At 38.5% G+C, this 13,262-nt stretch carries 23 protein-coding genes; all 23 read left to right on the top strand.

Annotated elements, in window-relative coordinates:
• The first annotated feature begins 35 nt into the window (after positions 1-35).
• The gene (locus ACQSGY_RS09230; protein WP_427051614.1) at positions 36-971 is read left to right on the top strand and encodes a serine hydrolase domain-containing protein; all 936 of its coding nucleotides are present in this window, start codon (positions 36-38) and stop codon (positions 969-971) included.
• A 46-nt stretch (positions 972-1,017) separates the two neighbouring features.
• Positions 1,018-1,398, top strand: coding sequence for a hypothetical protein (locus ACQSGY_RS09235; RefSeq protein WP_427051615.1), 381 nt, complete (start codon positions 1,018-1,020; stop codon positions 1,396-1,398).
• A 33-nt stretch (positions 1,399-1,431) separates the two neighbouring features.
• Entirely contained in the window at positions 1,432-2,172 is a 741-nt protein-coding gene (locus ACQSGY_RS09240; RefSeq protein ID WP_427051616.1) for a class I SAM-dependent methyltransferase, read from the top strand.
• 93 nt (positions 2,173-2,265) lie between these two features.
• Positions 2,266-2,706, top strand: a complete 441-nt coding sequence (locus ACQSGY_RS09245; protein ID WP_427051617.1) for a GNAT family N-acetyltransferase — start codon at positions 2,266-2,268, stop codon at positions 2,704-2,706.
• Positions 2,707-2,801: 95 nt separating this feature from the next.
• Positions 2,802-3,449 carry a restriction endonuclease gene (locus ACQSGY_RS09250; protein ID WP_427051618.1) on the top strand — a complete coding sequence of 216 codons (648 nt, stop codon included), beginning with the start codon at positions 2,802-2,804 and terminating at the stop codon, positions 3,447-3,449.
• A gap of 133 nt (positions 3,450-3,582) precedes the next feature.
• Positions 3,583-4,068 carry a DinB family protein gene (locus ACQSGY_RS09255; protein ID WP_188593194.1) on the top strand — a complete coding sequence of 162 codons (486 nt, stop codon included), beginning with the start codon at positions 3,583-3,585 and terminating at the stop codon, positions 4,066-4,068.
• A gap of 89 nt (positions 4,069-4,157) precedes the next feature.
• Entirely contained in the window at positions 4,158-4,583 is a 426-nt protein-coding gene (locus ACQSGY_RS09260) for a GNAT family N-acetyltransferase (protein WP_188593195.1), read from the top strand.
• Between the two features lie 57 nt (positions 4,584-4,640).
• Entirely contained in the window at positions 4,641-5,114 is a 474-nt protein-coding gene (locus tag ACQSGY_RS09265; RefSeq protein WP_427051620.1) for a GNAT family N-acetyltransferase, read from the top strand.
• Between the two features lie 72 nt (positions 5,115-5,186).
• Positions 5,187-5,636 carry an HD domain-containing protein gene (locus ACQSGY_RS09270; protein WP_427051621.1) on the top strand — a complete coding sequence of 150 codons (450 nt, stop codon included), beginning with the start codon at positions 5,187-5,189 and terminating at the stop codon, positions 5,634-5,636.
• Positions 5,637-5,888: 252 nt separating this feature from the next.
• Entirely contained in the window at positions 5,889-6,494 is a 606-nt protein-coding gene (locus ACQSGY_RS09275; RefSeq protein ID WP_427051622.1) for an oxidoreductase, read from the top strand.
• 142 nt (positions 6,495-6,636) lie between these two features.
• Entirely contained in the window at positions 6,637-7,164 is a 528-nt protein-coding gene (locus tag ACQSGY_RS09280) for a YfiT family bacillithiol transferase (protein WP_427051805.1), read from the top strand.
• A 30-nt stretch (positions 7,165-7,194) separates the two neighbouring features.
• Positions 7,195-7,590 (top strand): VOC family protein, encoded by a 396-nt coding sequence (locus ACQSGY_RS09285; protein ID WP_188593196.1) that lies wholly within the window; start codon positions 7,195-7,197, stop codon positions 7,588-7,590.
• Between the two features lie 24 nt (positions 7,591-7,614).
• The gene (locus ACQSGY_RS09290) at positions 7,615-8,163 is read left to right on the top strand and encodes a helicase (RefSeq protein ID WP_427051623.1); all 549 of its coding nucleotides are present in this window, start codon (positions 7,615-7,617) and stop codon (positions 8,161-8,163) included.
• Positions 8,164-8,174: 11 nt separating this feature from the next.
• A complete protein-coding gene (locus ACQSGY_RS09295) occupies positions 8,175-8,621 on the top strand; it encodes an N-acetyltransferase family protein (RefSeq protein ID WP_427051624.1) in 447 nt (148 codons plus the stop codon).
• 13 nt (positions 8,622-8,634) lie between these two features.
• Complete coding sequence (locus ACQSGY_RS09300) at positions 8,635-9,180, top strand: AAA family ATPase (protein WP_427051625.1); 546 nt, start codon at positions 8,635-8,637, stop codon at positions 9,178-9,180.
• Positions 9,177-9,476 carry a hypothetical protein gene (locus ACQSGY_RS09305; protein WP_427051626.1) on the top strand — a complete coding sequence of 100 codons (300 nt, stop codon included), beginning with the start codon at positions 9,177-9,179 and terminating at the stop codon, positions 9,474-9,476. Before ACQSGY_RS09300 ends, ACQSGY_RS09305 begins: the two co-directional genes overlap by 4 nt.
• A 99-nt stretch (positions 9,477-9,575) precedes the next feature.
• Entirely contained in the window at positions 9,576-9,758 is a 183-nt protein-coding gene (locus ACQSGY_RS09310; protein ID WP_427051627.1) for a hypothetical protein, read from the top strand.
• A 70-nt stretch (positions 9,759-9,828) separates the two neighbouring features.
• Positions 9,829-10,062, top strand: coding sequence for a hypothetical protein (locus ACQSGY_RS09315; RefSeq protein ID WP_427051628.1), 234 nt, complete (start codon positions 9,829-9,831; stop codon positions 10,060-10,062).
• A 55-nt stretch (positions 10,063-10,117) separates the two neighbouring features.
• Positions 10,118-10,828: a metallophosphoesterase gene (locus ACQSGY_RS09320; protein ID WP_427051629.1), complete on the top strand. Its 711-nt coding sequence runs from the start codon at positions 10,118-10,120 to the stop codon at positions 10,826-10,828.
• 96 nt (positions 10,829-10,924) lie between these two features.
• A complete protein-coding gene (locus tag ACQSGY_RS09325) occupies positions 10,925-11,443 on the top strand; it encodes a phosphotransferase-like protein (RefSeq protein WP_427051630.1) in 519 nt (172 codons plus the stop codon).
• A gap of 117 nt (positions 11,444-11,560) precedes the next feature.
• Complete coding sequence (locus ACQSGY_RS09330) at positions 11,561-12,148, top strand: hypothetical protein (protein WP_427051631.1); 588 nt, start codon at positions 11,561-11,563, stop codon at positions 12,146-12,148.
• 39 nt (positions 12,149-12,187) lie between these two features.
• Positions 12,188-12,721, top strand: a complete 534-nt coding sequence (locus tag ACQSGY_RS09335) for a hypothetical protein (protein ID WP_427051632.1) — start codon at positions 12,188-12,190, stop codon at positions 12,719-12,721.
• Between the two features lie 25 nt (positions 12,722-12,746).
• Positions 12,747-13,259 carry a DUF6886 family protein gene (locus ACQSGY_RS09340; protein WP_427051633.1) on the top strand — a complete coding sequence of 171 codons (513 nt, stop codon included), beginning with the start codon at positions 12,747-12,749 and terminating at the stop codon, positions 13,257-13,259.
• The last annotated feature ends 3 nt before the right edge of the window (positions 13,260-13,262 follow it).

Raw genomic sequence — 13,262 nt, forward strand, 5'->3', positions numbered from 1 at the left:
ATTATACAAAATAACATGCAGATAAGGATGATAAAATGAATTCGAAAATACTTGATGAATTTGCACGATCGATAAAAAAGGCAAAAATCAAAAGCTGTCTAATTATGAGGGAAGACCGTTTAGTGTTTGAATATTACAAAAATCGTAAAATAGAAAACAATCCTCAAAAAATTAATTCGTGCACTAAAAGTATTTTATCCATACTTATTGGCATTGCACTTGATAAGGGATACATAAAGAGTATTGCAGAACCAGTGAGCAGTTTTTTTCCGGAATTAATGAATATACTTGATGACCCTAGAAAACGACACATCACTATTGAGGATTTACTTACGATGTCGGCGGGGTTTGAATGGCCCGAATTCGGTGAATGGAATTATTCTACTCCGATGGTTTTTAGTTCAGACATTATAAAATTTGTGTTTGAAAGAAATCTCGAAAATGACAGAGGAGAAAAAATGAATTACAATTCTGGTTGTTCGCATGTGTTAACAGCGATCCTGCAGAAGACTACAGGAATGAAAGCTATAGAATTTGCAAACCTTCATCTGTTCAAACCTCTTGGAATCACAAATGTTCAGTGGTATGAGGACAGTAAAGGGATTAACCGAGGCGGAGACGGCTTGACTATGACTACTGTGGATATGTTGAAAATGGGTACTTTGTATTTGCAGGAGGGGAACTGGAAAAACAAAAGTATTGTTTCATCAGACTGGTTGAGAAAGTCAACACAACCTTATTATCTGACTTATGAATCTATCGGTTATTACGCTTACCATTGGTGGGTAAGAAACCTTAATATCAACAATGCTGAAGTAAGCAGCACAGAAATGATATTTGCTTTAGGGTTTGGTGGTCAATATATATGTATAATCCCTGGCTTGAGTATGGTTATTGCAATAACGAGTGATATGTATGAGGATTCATTGAAACCATTAAGAATACTTGAGGAATGCCTTGTTCATTTATAAACACAATGTATAGGCAAGCACTAAAGAATGAAAGGATGATAGTTTTATGATTTCAGTGCATGATAACGAAGTGATCTCATATGAAGTTAATCTAAAGGACAAGTATATTGTTGTACATACAGAGAACAGAGGCGAGGCAGTAAAGATCGATTTTAAACATGTGATGGCCCACCTGTTTGAAGAGCATTTATGTGGCAGCATTCTACTAGACATTACGGAATATGAAATGAATCGATTTATAGATGAACATAAAGAGGTATTTGAAAAGCACAAACCCTATGGTTGGCCGATCAATTACGAGAGCATAGATGAATTGACAGAGGTGCTGACCCAAGAACAGTATAAGTGTTATATAATTTCCTCTTCATACGGATTTAACGGATGGGTACTGGCTAAAGAATTGAATATGACTAAAAAATTGTTATGAAATGAGAATAATATATAAGGAGAAGGTGTTCTCATGGATAGGAATGTTGTTCATCAAACAAACAGCTTTTATTGGGATACAAAAGGAAATGACTATTTGAAAGCAATTGTGCTTCCTTATTATGGAACGTTTATCTCAGAAGAAAAACACCAGCTTTTTGGCGATATCTCTGGGAAAAAGCTGTTGGAAATCGGATGCGGCAGTGGTCATTCCTTGCAATATCAAGCCGAGCGAAACCCATCTGAGTTATGGGCTGTAGATATATCGGAAAAACAAATCGAAAAGGCAACGGAACTTTTAAAGGCAAAGGATCTTTCGGCAAGATTGATCTGTTCACCTATGGAAAAAGAATGCGGAATTCCAGTAGATTATTTTGACTATGTTTATTCGATTTATGCCATAGGCTGGACCACGGATCTGGAGGGTACTTTTAGTCGGATCGCTTCTTACCTTAAAAAAGATGCAATATTTATATTCAGTTGGTCTCACCCTATACATAGATGTGTTGCTTCAGACAATGGTATGTTTACTTTTAAAAAGAGTTATTTCGATGAAAATTGGTATCCGGTCGCTGTTGATGAATGTGAACTGTTATTAGCGGACCGTAAGTTGTCAACCTATGTGAATGCGTTAGCAAAAGCGGGATTTGTAATTGAACAAATGATTGAAGAAACGGATGATGAGATTATGCAAACTCTGGATGATCATAGTGATATGGCAAAGAGAGCAAAGGTGTTTCCTGTAACGTTTGTGATTAAGGCAAGAAAATTATAATATTTGAAAACTATGAATATAGAACGAACTTTAGATGATTCGAGAACGCCATTGACATCCAGTAACTTCATTAATGACGAGGAGGTCGAAACCTTGACACTTAGGTTGCAAAGTGCAGTGGAAGGTAATCTTCCTATTTTGGCTGAAATGAATAAGCAGTTAATTGAAGATGAGAAGAGCTCCAACCCAATGGGAATGAAAGAACTGGAGGAACGTATGCGTCAGTTTTTCGAAGATTGGGAAATTGACTTAATTATAAAGGAAGATAATGTAGTCGGATATGTACTCTATCAATATCAGGGGAATCCATATAATAGTGAAGAACGACAAGTGTATATAAGACAATATTTTATTAGACGAGAATGCCGAAAGATGGGATACGGAATTGCTGGAATTGAACTCTTAAAGAAGACGCGTTTGAAGGATGTAAAGAGAATTGAGATTGATGTATTAGAGACTAACCCTGACGGGAAAAGATTCTGGAACAGGGCAGGATTTAAACCATATTACACAAATATGAGAATGGAGATTTAAAGGTAATGTGTGTCATACCAGTGGTGGGATAACTAAATATTTCCTCGCAGTTTTACGAGAATGTTGTACTGAAATTTAGACGGGGGGAGATTTTAATGGATTATTTTATTTTCCTGATGATTATTGCTGCGATTGTTGTGTTGTCTATATTAATCCTTATCTTATGGAGAAAACAAAAGGTAACAGTTGTTTTCGATAAAGAGGACTACGATCTGAAAGATATTACTTTAGCTGATATAGACAGGATGGAGGACGGCTCAGGTTTTGAAATGTACATATATAGATTATTAATTGAGCTAGGCTATTCTGGTGTGTATAAGACTGTCGGTAGTCGTGACTTTGGAGCTGACGTCGTTTTTACTGATTCAGATGGAGTCAGGAATGTCATTCAAGCCAAAAGATATGCTGTACATAACCCGGTAGGCATCAGCGCTGTTCAAGAGGTCTTTTCTTGTATGAGATATTATAAGGCTAAAAAAGCAATTGTCATTGCAACATCGAGATTTACAGATTCTTGTGAAACGTTAGCTGGTATCAATTATGTGAAATTGATTGACCGAACTGACTTATCTAACATTATAGATGCCTTAAGAACTGGCGATACCTTTGAAGTCCGCAGGATAATTGAAGCGGAACCCAGAAAGATACTTGAATCCTGGTCGGAGTCTAATTCCACTACGTTGCATGAAATCCGTAAGGATTACAAGGCTGAGAAGTATGTGAAAAAAGTAATGAATAAATGATAGATACGATAATAAGAGTAATATTGGAAAATATAAAATATGATCTATACATATTGATGAAATATAATTACAGGATCGTTAGGTGAAGGGTAAAAAATACAAGAAAATCAATGAAGAGAAGAGGTAGCATTCAATGTCCTATAAATCCATTTTAATAGATCAATTAACAGCATGTTATAACGACCAAAGTTGGTTTCTTCCTCTTGAGGATATACTGAAAGATGTAACAGCAGAAGAAGCAGCTACGGAGAATAACAATAAACAAACCATATGGTCCATTGTAAATCATCTTATTTTCTGGAATGAGAAATGGCTTGGGCGTTTTAAGGCTGGAGAATTTGTTTTAAATCATGAAATTAACAATGATGAGACGTTTTCTTTGGATCCGAATCAATTGACTGATTCCGGCTGGAAGGAAACATTAAGTCGACTTGAGCATGTATTTAGAGATTGGAGAATTGTTTTAGAAGAAACAGATGAAATGAAGCTCACCAAACAACTGCCAGAATATTTCAATGCTCCTTGGTGGGGAGTTGTTTCTAATCTAAGTATTCATAATGCCTATCATATTGGACAAATCATGCTGTTAAAGAAACAAATTCGAGCTTTCAATCCTTAGCATTGATGTGGCCATTAGTATAGGTGAAGTTGAAAAGTTGTCTTGAATCGCTGAAGGATAAAAATTCACATCAGAGGGATGGATCATGTATGGATATTTATTTTGGACAGTTTCTTATTAGTGACAATAAGGAATTGCTAAACATCGAGACCGTCAAATCCTTTCTAGCAAGAAGTTATTGGGCCAACAAAAGACCTGAGGAGATCATAGAGAAATCAATTAGCAATTCTTATTGCATTGGGATCTATAGGGAACAATCTCAAGTTGGTTTTGCGAGAATTATTACAGATGATGCTACGACGTATTGGCTTTGTGATGTTTTTATAGATGAGGATTACAGAGGTCATGGACTGGGCAAAAAATTGCTTGAAACGATAACGAACTCAGATCGGTTCAAGAATATGATGGGAATCTTAGGAACTAAAGATGCACATGGGTTATATGAACAATATTATTTTGAAAAAGACAATGAACGATTTATGAGAAGAATGCCGGATTTTATAAGGAACATGTAAGAGGTGAAATCGTGGGGAGTTCGACAATGAACCCAATATACGAGAGGATTTGAAACGATGGAGCTATCTTTATTTAAAGCAGGTGTCGCTGAAGCTTCCGTGATCCACGACATGCAGGTAAAAGCATTTATGCCGTTGCTAAATAAGTACCAGGACTTCGAAACCAACCCTGCTAATGAGACTGTGGAACGAATCATTGATCGATTAAAACAACAATTTACAGACTACTACATTATTAAAGATTCCAATATTTCCGTAGGGGCAATCAGAATTGTGAGAAAAGACAATGAAACAATGCTCATTAGTCCAGTATTTATACTGCCTGAACACCAAGGGAAGGGAATTGCTCAAAGCGTTTTTTCAATAGTTGAAAATATATATAACCATGTAGCCGTTTGGGAGTTAGCGACAATCTTGCAAGAACGGGGTAATTGTTATCTTTATGAGAAGTTAGGTTATCAACAAACTGGTGAAACAAAAGAAATTAATGACCGAATGACGATTGTATTTTATGAAAAACGCTTGAAATAGCTTGGTACTGATACTGATTGACTATGGAACAACTGTGGGCTGCTCAAAAAAGAGAATGCTGTCGCGTAAACGGTGATTACAATTTCAAAAACGGAGCTGATCATATTGGATATCGAATTAGCTATATCAATTGCGTTAGAAGCCCATAAAGGCCAGCTTGATAAAGGTGGAAGCCCGTATATTTTACATCCGTTAGCGGTCATGAACAGAGTGGAAACCATCGAAGAGAAAATCGTGGCAGTTCTCCATGATGTCATTGAAGACACCGAAGTCACGATTGAACAGTTAAGAGAATTGGGATTTTCGGAAGAAATCGTAAAGGCAATCGGTTTATTGACAAGATCGGAAGAAGAGAGCTACGAACAATTTATTGAGAAAACTACCACGAATCGAATTGCAAGAAATGTAAAGATTGCTGATATTCAAGAAAATATGAATTTATCCAGAATTAAAAGCCCTACGGAGCAAGATTATAATAGACTCGAAAAATATAGAAAAGCAATGGAAAGATTGGAGCGGTAATTGGAGCTTAGAATGTATAAATCTAAATCAATCGCATTATTGCTGGGGTTCTTCTACTATTAACAGCAGGTTGCAGCACTACACACAAGATCGTTTATTGAAGCAGTCACTCGACTGCTTTTATTATTTTACGGTTCGCAAATGGAACATGTTGGGTTATATTAATAATAGCTGGAGTTGGAGGGGAGAGGACGTTCAAGAGTCTTATCTGAAAGTATAACTCGAAAAACTCACATGAAAAAAGGAGAGAAAATGAAGAAAAATATTGCAATTATTGTATTAACGGTAGGCTTGATCATTAGCTTGTTTTTGAACTATCAATTGAAGGGATATAAGGAAGTTCAACAAAGAGATTATAATCTGAAATTAAATCATGGACTTCAAATTGGCCTAAAACAATCTATCGAGAATGTGGATTATGTCCTGAAGAGTTTGCAAAACAATTCTTCAAAGGAAACGGTCCTCTATACATTAGGTAATCTGGCAGTGTCGTTAAAAGTAGGCGAAGAAGCTTTTATTTTTCTAAATGCGGATTTTCAAGAGCTTGGATCATCATCAAGCAATCTTATATATAGCGTATTCCGAGATTTCTATGGATATGTAAGAGCAGACCTCTCGGATGATATTGTTTCGAATCAGCAGTCACTTGAACAAGATTCAAGGAGTCAACTGGTCAAGGATATAGAAATTCTCAAAAAGGATCTGGAGTATATTGATAGTCAATTTAACGAGCAGGTTTTGAAAGATCGGAGTCCTGAGTGGATTGAGGATAAATGGAAAGAGTTGATTGCTGAAATTGTGAACCGGAATCCGAATTTCAAGTTATATGAAAGAATGAAATTGAAGTATAATTTTTGAATATTATAAATTAATCAATGAAGGAGCAGCTTTTGAACCAGGGCTGCTTCTTTTTTTGATTTTTACTCTTCGCAAATGGAACATTGTGGGTTATATTGGATATGATTTGGTTCTCTAGTGGAGGAATGGTGAGGTGTTAACCATGGATGATCATATTCGTTTTCCGATCGGGCATTTTGTTCCGCAGCTTGAATTAAGTGATGAGGATCGAAGAGGAATTATAGATCAAATACCTGAAATCACGAAGACGTTAAGAGAAGTTACACAGCATCTTCAGGATGAGCAGCTTCGTACACCTTATCGCACTGGCGGTTGGATGATCACACAAATCGTGCATCACCTTGCAGACAATGATATGAACGCGTACATAAGATTCAAGAGAGCATTAACTGAAGAGGAGCCGTTGGCGAGCTCGTATCGCGAAGATTTGTGGGCATCCCTGCCCGACTATCATGAGCTGCTAATGGATGATTCAATTCAGCTGTTGGAAATACTGCACAAGCGTTTTCTCACACTGCTGAACAGCTTACAACCTGATCAATTTAAACGAAAACTTCGAACAGAAGTGTTAGGTACAATCTCATTGGATATTGCTCTGCAACGATTTGCCTGGCACGGTCAGCATCATATCGCTCAGATTAAAGCTTTTACAGCGTCACAGAGATGGTAGTTTTAAATTATGAAGTGACGGAGGTCATTTATGGGGAATGGAAGAATTCTGGGGATTGCTTATAACGTTATTCCAGTGAAAGATATTGAAGTGTCGGCTGCCTGGTTTGTGAAGCATTTTGGATTTAACATTCGCCATCAACGTGACGGATATTTGAGCTTGTTCAGAGGTGGAAGGCCCATTCTGGACTTGATCCAGAGCGATAATGAAACTAGAGCAACATTTCAGATAGGTCAGCAAAAGAGATGGGTTATTACCTTTTATACCGACGATATTATAGCTTTACATCAATACTTAACATCTGAGCATGTAAAGGTTGGCAGCATTAGTGATGAGGGGAAATACGGAAAATTTTTTGTGTTAGAGGATCTGGATGGCAATGTATTTGATGTGTGGGAGCATCATGATTGTGAGTTGAATTTTTAACAAATACCTTTAGGGGGAATTAGAGTGCCTGACCAAGAAGGAATCTACCCTCACTGTCCCGTGAAAATAAGAATAGTAGAAGTTGGAGGCCTCACTCAAACGCAGCTTCAACACAAACTGCAGCAGTGCTCTATTCAAATAAATGAATACGGAAAAACACTGCTAACTAGCGAGAAATTTATCATGTCTCATACAAAAAAGAGATTGCAAACGGTTGAATTGGCCGTTAAACATTTGGGGTTCAGGGATGGAGCTGCGACTTTGCAGCTCTTTCAAACAGCAGTTGATCTTGGTTTGCAATTATGTCCGATGGAGTTAGGCCCCTATCTTGGAATTCAGTATTTGGATCAATTTGAGGTAAATATAGCAACTTCTGCGAAAGAAAATCAGGCACCCCCAGGTTCGGTTACAATTGCATCCAAGCCTCTTACTGAAGATGATTATTTTCCTAAAGGTTTTTATCTCAGACGTATAAACGATGAATTGTGGTTACGAGGTTATGTTGCAGATGATCTGCATGTGTGGAACCCCGATGATCGTTTTATCTTTTGCAGAGCGGACAGTATTGAATAGGAGACTACGATATGTACCATTACCGGACGGGTCAGAAGAAAGACCTTGCTCAAGTTATCGATCTCACGATCAGCTGGACAGAGGAAGACATCACCTTGGGATATGAGAATGTGGCTTGGACTCCAGAAAAGTTAGAAAAAAAGCTGAATGAATACTTTTATGTTGTAGAGTTCAGTGACGCTATCGTGGGGTATGCCTTTGGAGACATAAGGCGGGGAAATGCGGAGCCAGTCATTCCTCAAACGGATGCTTATTTGGAACTTCATGAAGTATACATTCATCCCGAACATCGGAGGAAAGGCATTGGCAGGGAACTCGTTCAATGCTTATTAGACCAAGCACAGAAACATCAGGTTGAGCGGGCTTTGGTTGGATCATCCAATCGAAGATGGAAAGATACGGCGGCATTTTACGAAGAATTAGGATTCCAGATGTGGTATATCCAGATGTACAGATAGAAGGTGAGCAAACATGAATAAAACCATATATATGATCTCCGGGCCTTCTGGGGTCGGTAAGTCCACAACTTCACAGCAGCTTGTTCAGACATTAAGCAAAAGTGCTTATATTTCAGGAGACGATATCAGTCATATTCCAGTGAATGGACGAGGAAAACCCTGGTTATGTAAAGAGACGTATGATCTGACATGGAAAAATATACTGAGCATAACTCGGAATCTGTTAGAACAGGATTATGACGTTGTCATCGACTATGTTACTTTCCCTTCAGAAGTAGAATGGCTTGTACAGCAGCTATCCAACCTTGAGTATCAAGTCGTTTATGTTGTTTTATTGGCAGATCAGAGTACCTTGTTACACAGAGATCAATTGCGACCGGCAGATCAACAGATGGGTGAGCGCAGTTTGTTTTTGCTAGAGGAATTTAAGATGTGCTCAGAGCTGAAGGAACGATATAAACTTTATACGCAGCAGTACAGCAGAGAGCAATTATGTGAAATTGTTGAAGATATTCTACACAATCCAAGGTTAATTTGGGAAGGAGGTTTTCCAGATTGAAGCCAATTTCCATGGTTTTTTCATTTATTTTGATCATCTTAGGAATCGTTATAATATCGCTTACCAAAACCATTGAAGAGGTCATGCCAAAATTGGGGTATGCTGCTTATCAATCCGCAGGAGCGGGAAGTTACAGTCCGTATGATTATGAGATGGATCTTGAACTGAATTATTGGCTTGGCGGTATCAGTGTCTTGATTGGAGCAGTCTACTTTTTGAGCAAACTACCTTTCTTCCGCAATGCAATCACTGAAATAAAGCTGAGAGACAAAGAGTTTCATGAGAAATACAAGTAATTTCATTGAAGATGCGCTGAAAACGTCATATTTTTATCTTCAAATGGGCGGTGAACGATCGAAATGAACGATCAACATCTCTTGAATTTTTATTTACATATGAGGGAACAGGAAGCATATCAGTGGAATCTATCGCCTTCAAGCTTGTATCTGGAGCTGGAGACACGTGATTTTTTAGCGAAATATTTTGATGTTTTCAATGGACTGAAAGCACTTAATGTTGGCATTGGCGTAGGAGAGTGGGACGACTATATTGGATTCTTGTTGAACGGGCCATCCTAATGCCTCTACTGTTATATGTGATGACTTTTTAGCGTGTAAGCTTCCTCAAGAGCATTATGATCTGGTTACCATGATTGGCTCTGCACTTCAAGAAACTGGCGCATACCGCAGGTGTTTTGAAAAAATATCAGAGGTGTTAAAACCAGAGGCACAATTCATGTACATGGATTTTGATAAATACCACAAAAAAGAAGATTTATTCGAGCTATTGCCTGAGCTAAAGTTTGAGCTAATGCATATTGAACATTTTAACCGATTTTCCAATGTCAGCTTTTATTGTATGAAGCTCAAAAGGGTGCTGTGAACATACATTGGAGAATATTTATGTCTTCTAAAAGATAATCCGTTGGAGGGCTTCTATGAATCGAACGCTCATGATTAGTGATATTCACGGTTGCATTGCTGCATTTAACCAATTGTTAGAAGATGTTCATTACAATCCAAAGCAAGATCAGTTGATTTTGCTCGGAGACTACGTAGATCGCGGTCCCAGTAGTAAAGAAGTTGTTGATAAGGTCATGGAATTAGTGCATGAACATCATGCAATCGCTTTAATAGGTAATCATGACCAGCGATTCGTTGATTTTATACAAGAGGGAGGCTCGTCCATTAAATCAAAGTTTATCAAACACGGCGGACTTCCGACGCTCCAAAGCTACTGTCAACCAGCGCATGACTTTTCGCAGGAAATGATAGAAGAAGCTCGGGAAATCATTCAATCGAATTACCGTCATCATATTGATTTTTTGAGCAGCTTACCTCTATTTTACGAGGATGAAGCGCATATTTATGTTCATGCAGGCTTGAATCCAGGCTATAGTGAATGGAAGCATCAACCAGAGCGTGATTTTATGTATATCAAAGAGAAATTTATTGATCACACGTTCAGCAGCCTTCACAAAAAAGTTATCTTTGGACATACAAAAACGATAGATATTCATGGCTCAGCAGATGTTTGGTTCGCTGAAGACAAAATAGGCATTGATGGTGGATGTGCCTCTGGAATGCAGCTGAATTGTTTAATTTATCAAAATGATACGTACGAGGTAAAACATTTTAACATGTCGTAAAACGATTTTTGTCAGTGTAATAGCGTTTTACAGTGTGTATCCGTACACAATGTAAAATATTTATACATTCATACTTTAGCAAAGGAAGATAACATAATGCATAAAGGCAAAATTATTTTTTTGAACGGGGTAACAAGCTCAGGGAAAACGTCGATTGTAGAGGCGATGCAGACATACGATGAACCGTTTTTCTATGTAGTGGCGAATGATTTATTCGAGAATACGATTGGCGATAAACATCTCCAGACCGATTACTGGAAGTATCTGAGTGAGGCCATCATGATGATGTATCACACAGCAAAGGTATTTTCGGATCATGGCAAGCATGTGCTGATCGATGGTATTCTGGTGGAACGCCCAGAGCTTGCGCCGCATTATGAACAAGTAAAATCGATTTTTGAAGGGTATCCGCTGGATATTGTCGAGCTGTATTGCCCTCTTGATATCTGCCGTCAGCGTAATATTGAGCGTGGTGATCGCTGGGAGAATCAATCCGAGGAGCAACATCGCATCATGGCTTCCGACATTCAGTATACCTACTCGGTAGATACGAGTCTGCATACGCCAGAAGCATGTGCCGAGATGATTATCAACACACTGTTTAAAAATGAGTAATGATTCATGTGTGGCATGAATCCAAAGTAAGGAATCCAAGAAAGAAGCTGGGGCGTCTATTGCATGATGTTCCAGCTTCTTGGCAATTTGAGGGACTAGAGGAAAGGAGAAGCTGAGATGCTGGATAGCAAAAAGCATAAAAGGTTGATGAAAAAGGAACGATTCCTTTTGCAATTCATTACCTTGCGATGGGAAAAAGAAGTGAGAGGGGCTCCTTATGCTGCTGTACGAAACCAAATGGAGAAAGCCTTAAGCTTACCGGAGAACCTGTTCAGTTACGACACGGACTATGGACTGCCATACCACAAGGTGGTCATGTTACATAATAAGAAAGGTCTGGAGACGGTCCTAGACCAGGTTGTACGTTTGAACCCGGGGGCAGACAAGTGGAAACTCGGATGTATTGAAATAGATAAAAAGGGCAGTGAATCCGAATATGATGTGACCTTTACTTATTCTCAAGAATGCGGCAAACCCGCCCGCTATGATTCGAAAAATCATACCTTAACCGAGCGGGCGTTTGGATTGACTTCGAACGAATATGGAAGAGTGCTGTACAACGGAAGGCACCTCTATTCAGATACGGGAGAATGGTATTATGAGTTGAATATATTGAATTTGCTGCTTACGAAGCAAAGCTATTCAAAGATATTCATAGATCACGAGTTGTTAAAAGAGTACAAGCAGATTGCAATTTTATATTGAAGAAAATATACATCGAGAGAGTAAGAGGTGGGAAGACAAATGAAGCATCCTCAAGAGATCATGCCGTTGATCAAAAGATTAAATGAAAATAATATTCCGTTTACACTGGGTGGAAGCGGAATGTTATATTCCTTGAATCTAGCCGAATCCGTGAATGATTGGGATCTGATGGTGGAATGCCCGAAATCCACATTCATAGAAGCAATAGACGGATATGAATGGGTAGAGAAAGAAAGCGGCGATTTACCATTTGCAAGCGAATATCGAATAGGGATTGATTCATTAGATGTAGATGTGATTGGTGGATTTGCCTTTCATGTAGAAGGGAAAATACTGAAGCTGCCTTTATCGCATGTTCCCGATCGTACCTGGCAGGGGATGAACATTTCAAGTCCTGAATTATGGTACGTTGCTTATCATATTATGGGGAGACTTGAGAAAGCTGAGCTGATTTTAACGTATTTACAAACCAACCATGAAATTGTAGATCAGCATCTCGTCAAGAGTTTATTAGAAAACGACAATCTAACGGACGAAATCCAAAGAGGATTGAACACTCTGATTGAAAACTAATCTCTTTTACATTGAGGTGTATCTAATGTTATATCATTTTAGTGAAGAAGCAGACATCGACGTATTTATACCGAGAGCCAAGCAGAATCGGCCTGATTTTCCTGCAGTTGTATGGGCGATTGATGAGCAGCACGAATGCAGCTATTATTTTCCAAGAGACTGCCCGCGAATTGTGCTCAGAAGGAACGAAGAGATCAGCGATGAGCATCAGGAGTTGTTTTTTAGTCATACGGATGCAGCCATCATTGTCACGGTTGAGAGCGAGTGGTATTCAAGGATCGTGAATCAGACGTTGTATCGCTATCACTTGCCGGAGAGTACTTTCCGTCTTTTTGATGAAACGGCAGGATATTATATTTCCGAGCAGGTTATTACACCAAGCTGCATCGAGAAAATAGATCATCTGGTAGAAAGACTTATTGCCAGAGGAGTGGAATTGCGAATGACAACCAATCTGTATCCTCTGAGAAATACTGTATTAAAGTCCGATTTCCAGCAATTCGGGATACACCGGTTTAATCATGCCAAGCTGCCGTAGGGA

Origin of the sequence: Paenibacillus sp. TC-CSREp1 (assembly GCF_050171015.1) — a bacterium.
In the GTDB taxonomy this organism is placed as follows: domain Bacteria; phylum Bacillota; class Bacilli; order Paenibacillales; family Paenibacillaceae; genus Paenibacillus; species Paenibacillus silvae.

Excerpts from the sequence above, each read along its gene's own strand:
- ACQSGY_RS09300 (WP_427051625.1), top strand. The coding sequence starts at position 8,635 with ATGAATAAAACCATATATATGATCTCCGGGCCTTCTGGGGTCGGTAAG.
- ACQSGY_RS09335 (WP_427051632.1), top strand. The coding sequence starts at position 12,188 with ATGAAGCATCCTCAAGAGATCATGCCGTTGATCAAAAGATTAAATGAA.
- ACQSGY_RS09230 (WP_427051614.1), top strand. The coding sequence starts at position 36 with ATGAATTCGAAAATACTTGATGAATTTGCACGATCGATAAAAAAGGCA.
- ACQSGY_RS09295 (WP_427051624.1), top strand. The coding sequence starts at position 8,175 with ATGTACCATTACCGGACGGGTCAGAAGAAAGACCTTGCTCAAGTTATC.
- ACQSGY_RS09315 (WP_427051628.1), top strand. The coding sequence starts at position 9,829 with ATGATTGGCTCTGCACTTCAAGAAACTGGCGCATACCGCAGGTGTTTT.
- ACQSGY_RS09285 (WP_188593196.1), top strand. The coding sequence starts at position 7,195 with ATGGGGAATGGAAGAATTCTGGGGATTGCTTATAACGTTATTCCAGTG.
- ACQSGY_RS09235 (WP_427051615.1), top strand. The coding sequence starts at position 1,018 with ATGATTTCAGTGCATGATAACGAAGTGATCTCATATGAAGTTAATCTA.
- ACQSGY_RS09330 (WP_427051631.1), top strand. The coding sequence starts at position 11,561 with ATGCTGGATAGCAAAAAGCATAAAAGGTTGATGAAAAAGGAACGATTC.
- ACQSGY_RS09265 (WP_427051620.1), top strand. The coding sequence starts at position 4,641 with ATGGAGCTATCTTTATTTAAAGCAGGTGTCGCTGAAGCTTCCGTGATC.
- ACQSGY_RS09250 (WP_427051618.1), top strand. The coding sequence starts at position 2,802 with ATGGATTATTTTATTTTCCTGATGATTATTGCTGCGATTGTTGTGTTG.
- ACQSGY_RS09325 (WP_427051630.1), top strand. The coding sequence starts at position 10,925 with ATGCATAAAGGCAAAATTATTTTTTTGAACGGGGTAACAAGCTCAGGG.
- ACQSGY_RS09275 (WP_427051622.1), top strand. The coding sequence starts at position 5,889 with ATGAAGAAAAATATTGCAATTATTGTATTAACGGTAGGCTTGATCATT.
- ACQSGY_RS09255 (WP_188593194.1), top strand. The coding sequence starts at position 3,583 with ATGTCCTATAAATCCATTTTAATAGATCAATTAACAGCATGTTATAAC.
- ACQSGY_RS09340 (WP_427051633.1), top strand. The coding sequence starts at position 12,747 with ATGTTATATCATTTTAGTGAAGAAGCAGACATCGACGTATTTATACCG.
- ACQSGY_RS09320 (WP_427051629.1), top strand. The coding sequence starts at position 10,118 with ATGAATCGAACGCTCATGATTAGTGATATTCACGGTTGCATTGCTGCA.
- ACQSGY_RS09240 (WP_427051616.1), top strand. The coding sequence starts at position 1,432 with ATGGATAGGAATGTTGTTCATCAAACAAACAGCTTTTATTGGGATACA.
- ACQSGY_RS09310 (WP_427051627.1), top strand. The coding sequence starts at position 9,576 with ATGAGGGAACAGGAAGCATATCAGTGGAATCTATCGCCTTCAAGCTTG.
- ACQSGY_RS09260 (WP_188593195.1), top strand. The coding sequence starts at position 4,158 with ATGGATATTTATTTTGGACAGTTTCTTATTAGTGACAATAAGGAATTG.
- ACQSGY_RS09280 (WP_427051805.1), top strand. The coding sequence starts at position 6,637 with ATGGATGATCATATTCGTTTTCCGATCGGGCATTTTGTTCCGCAGCTT.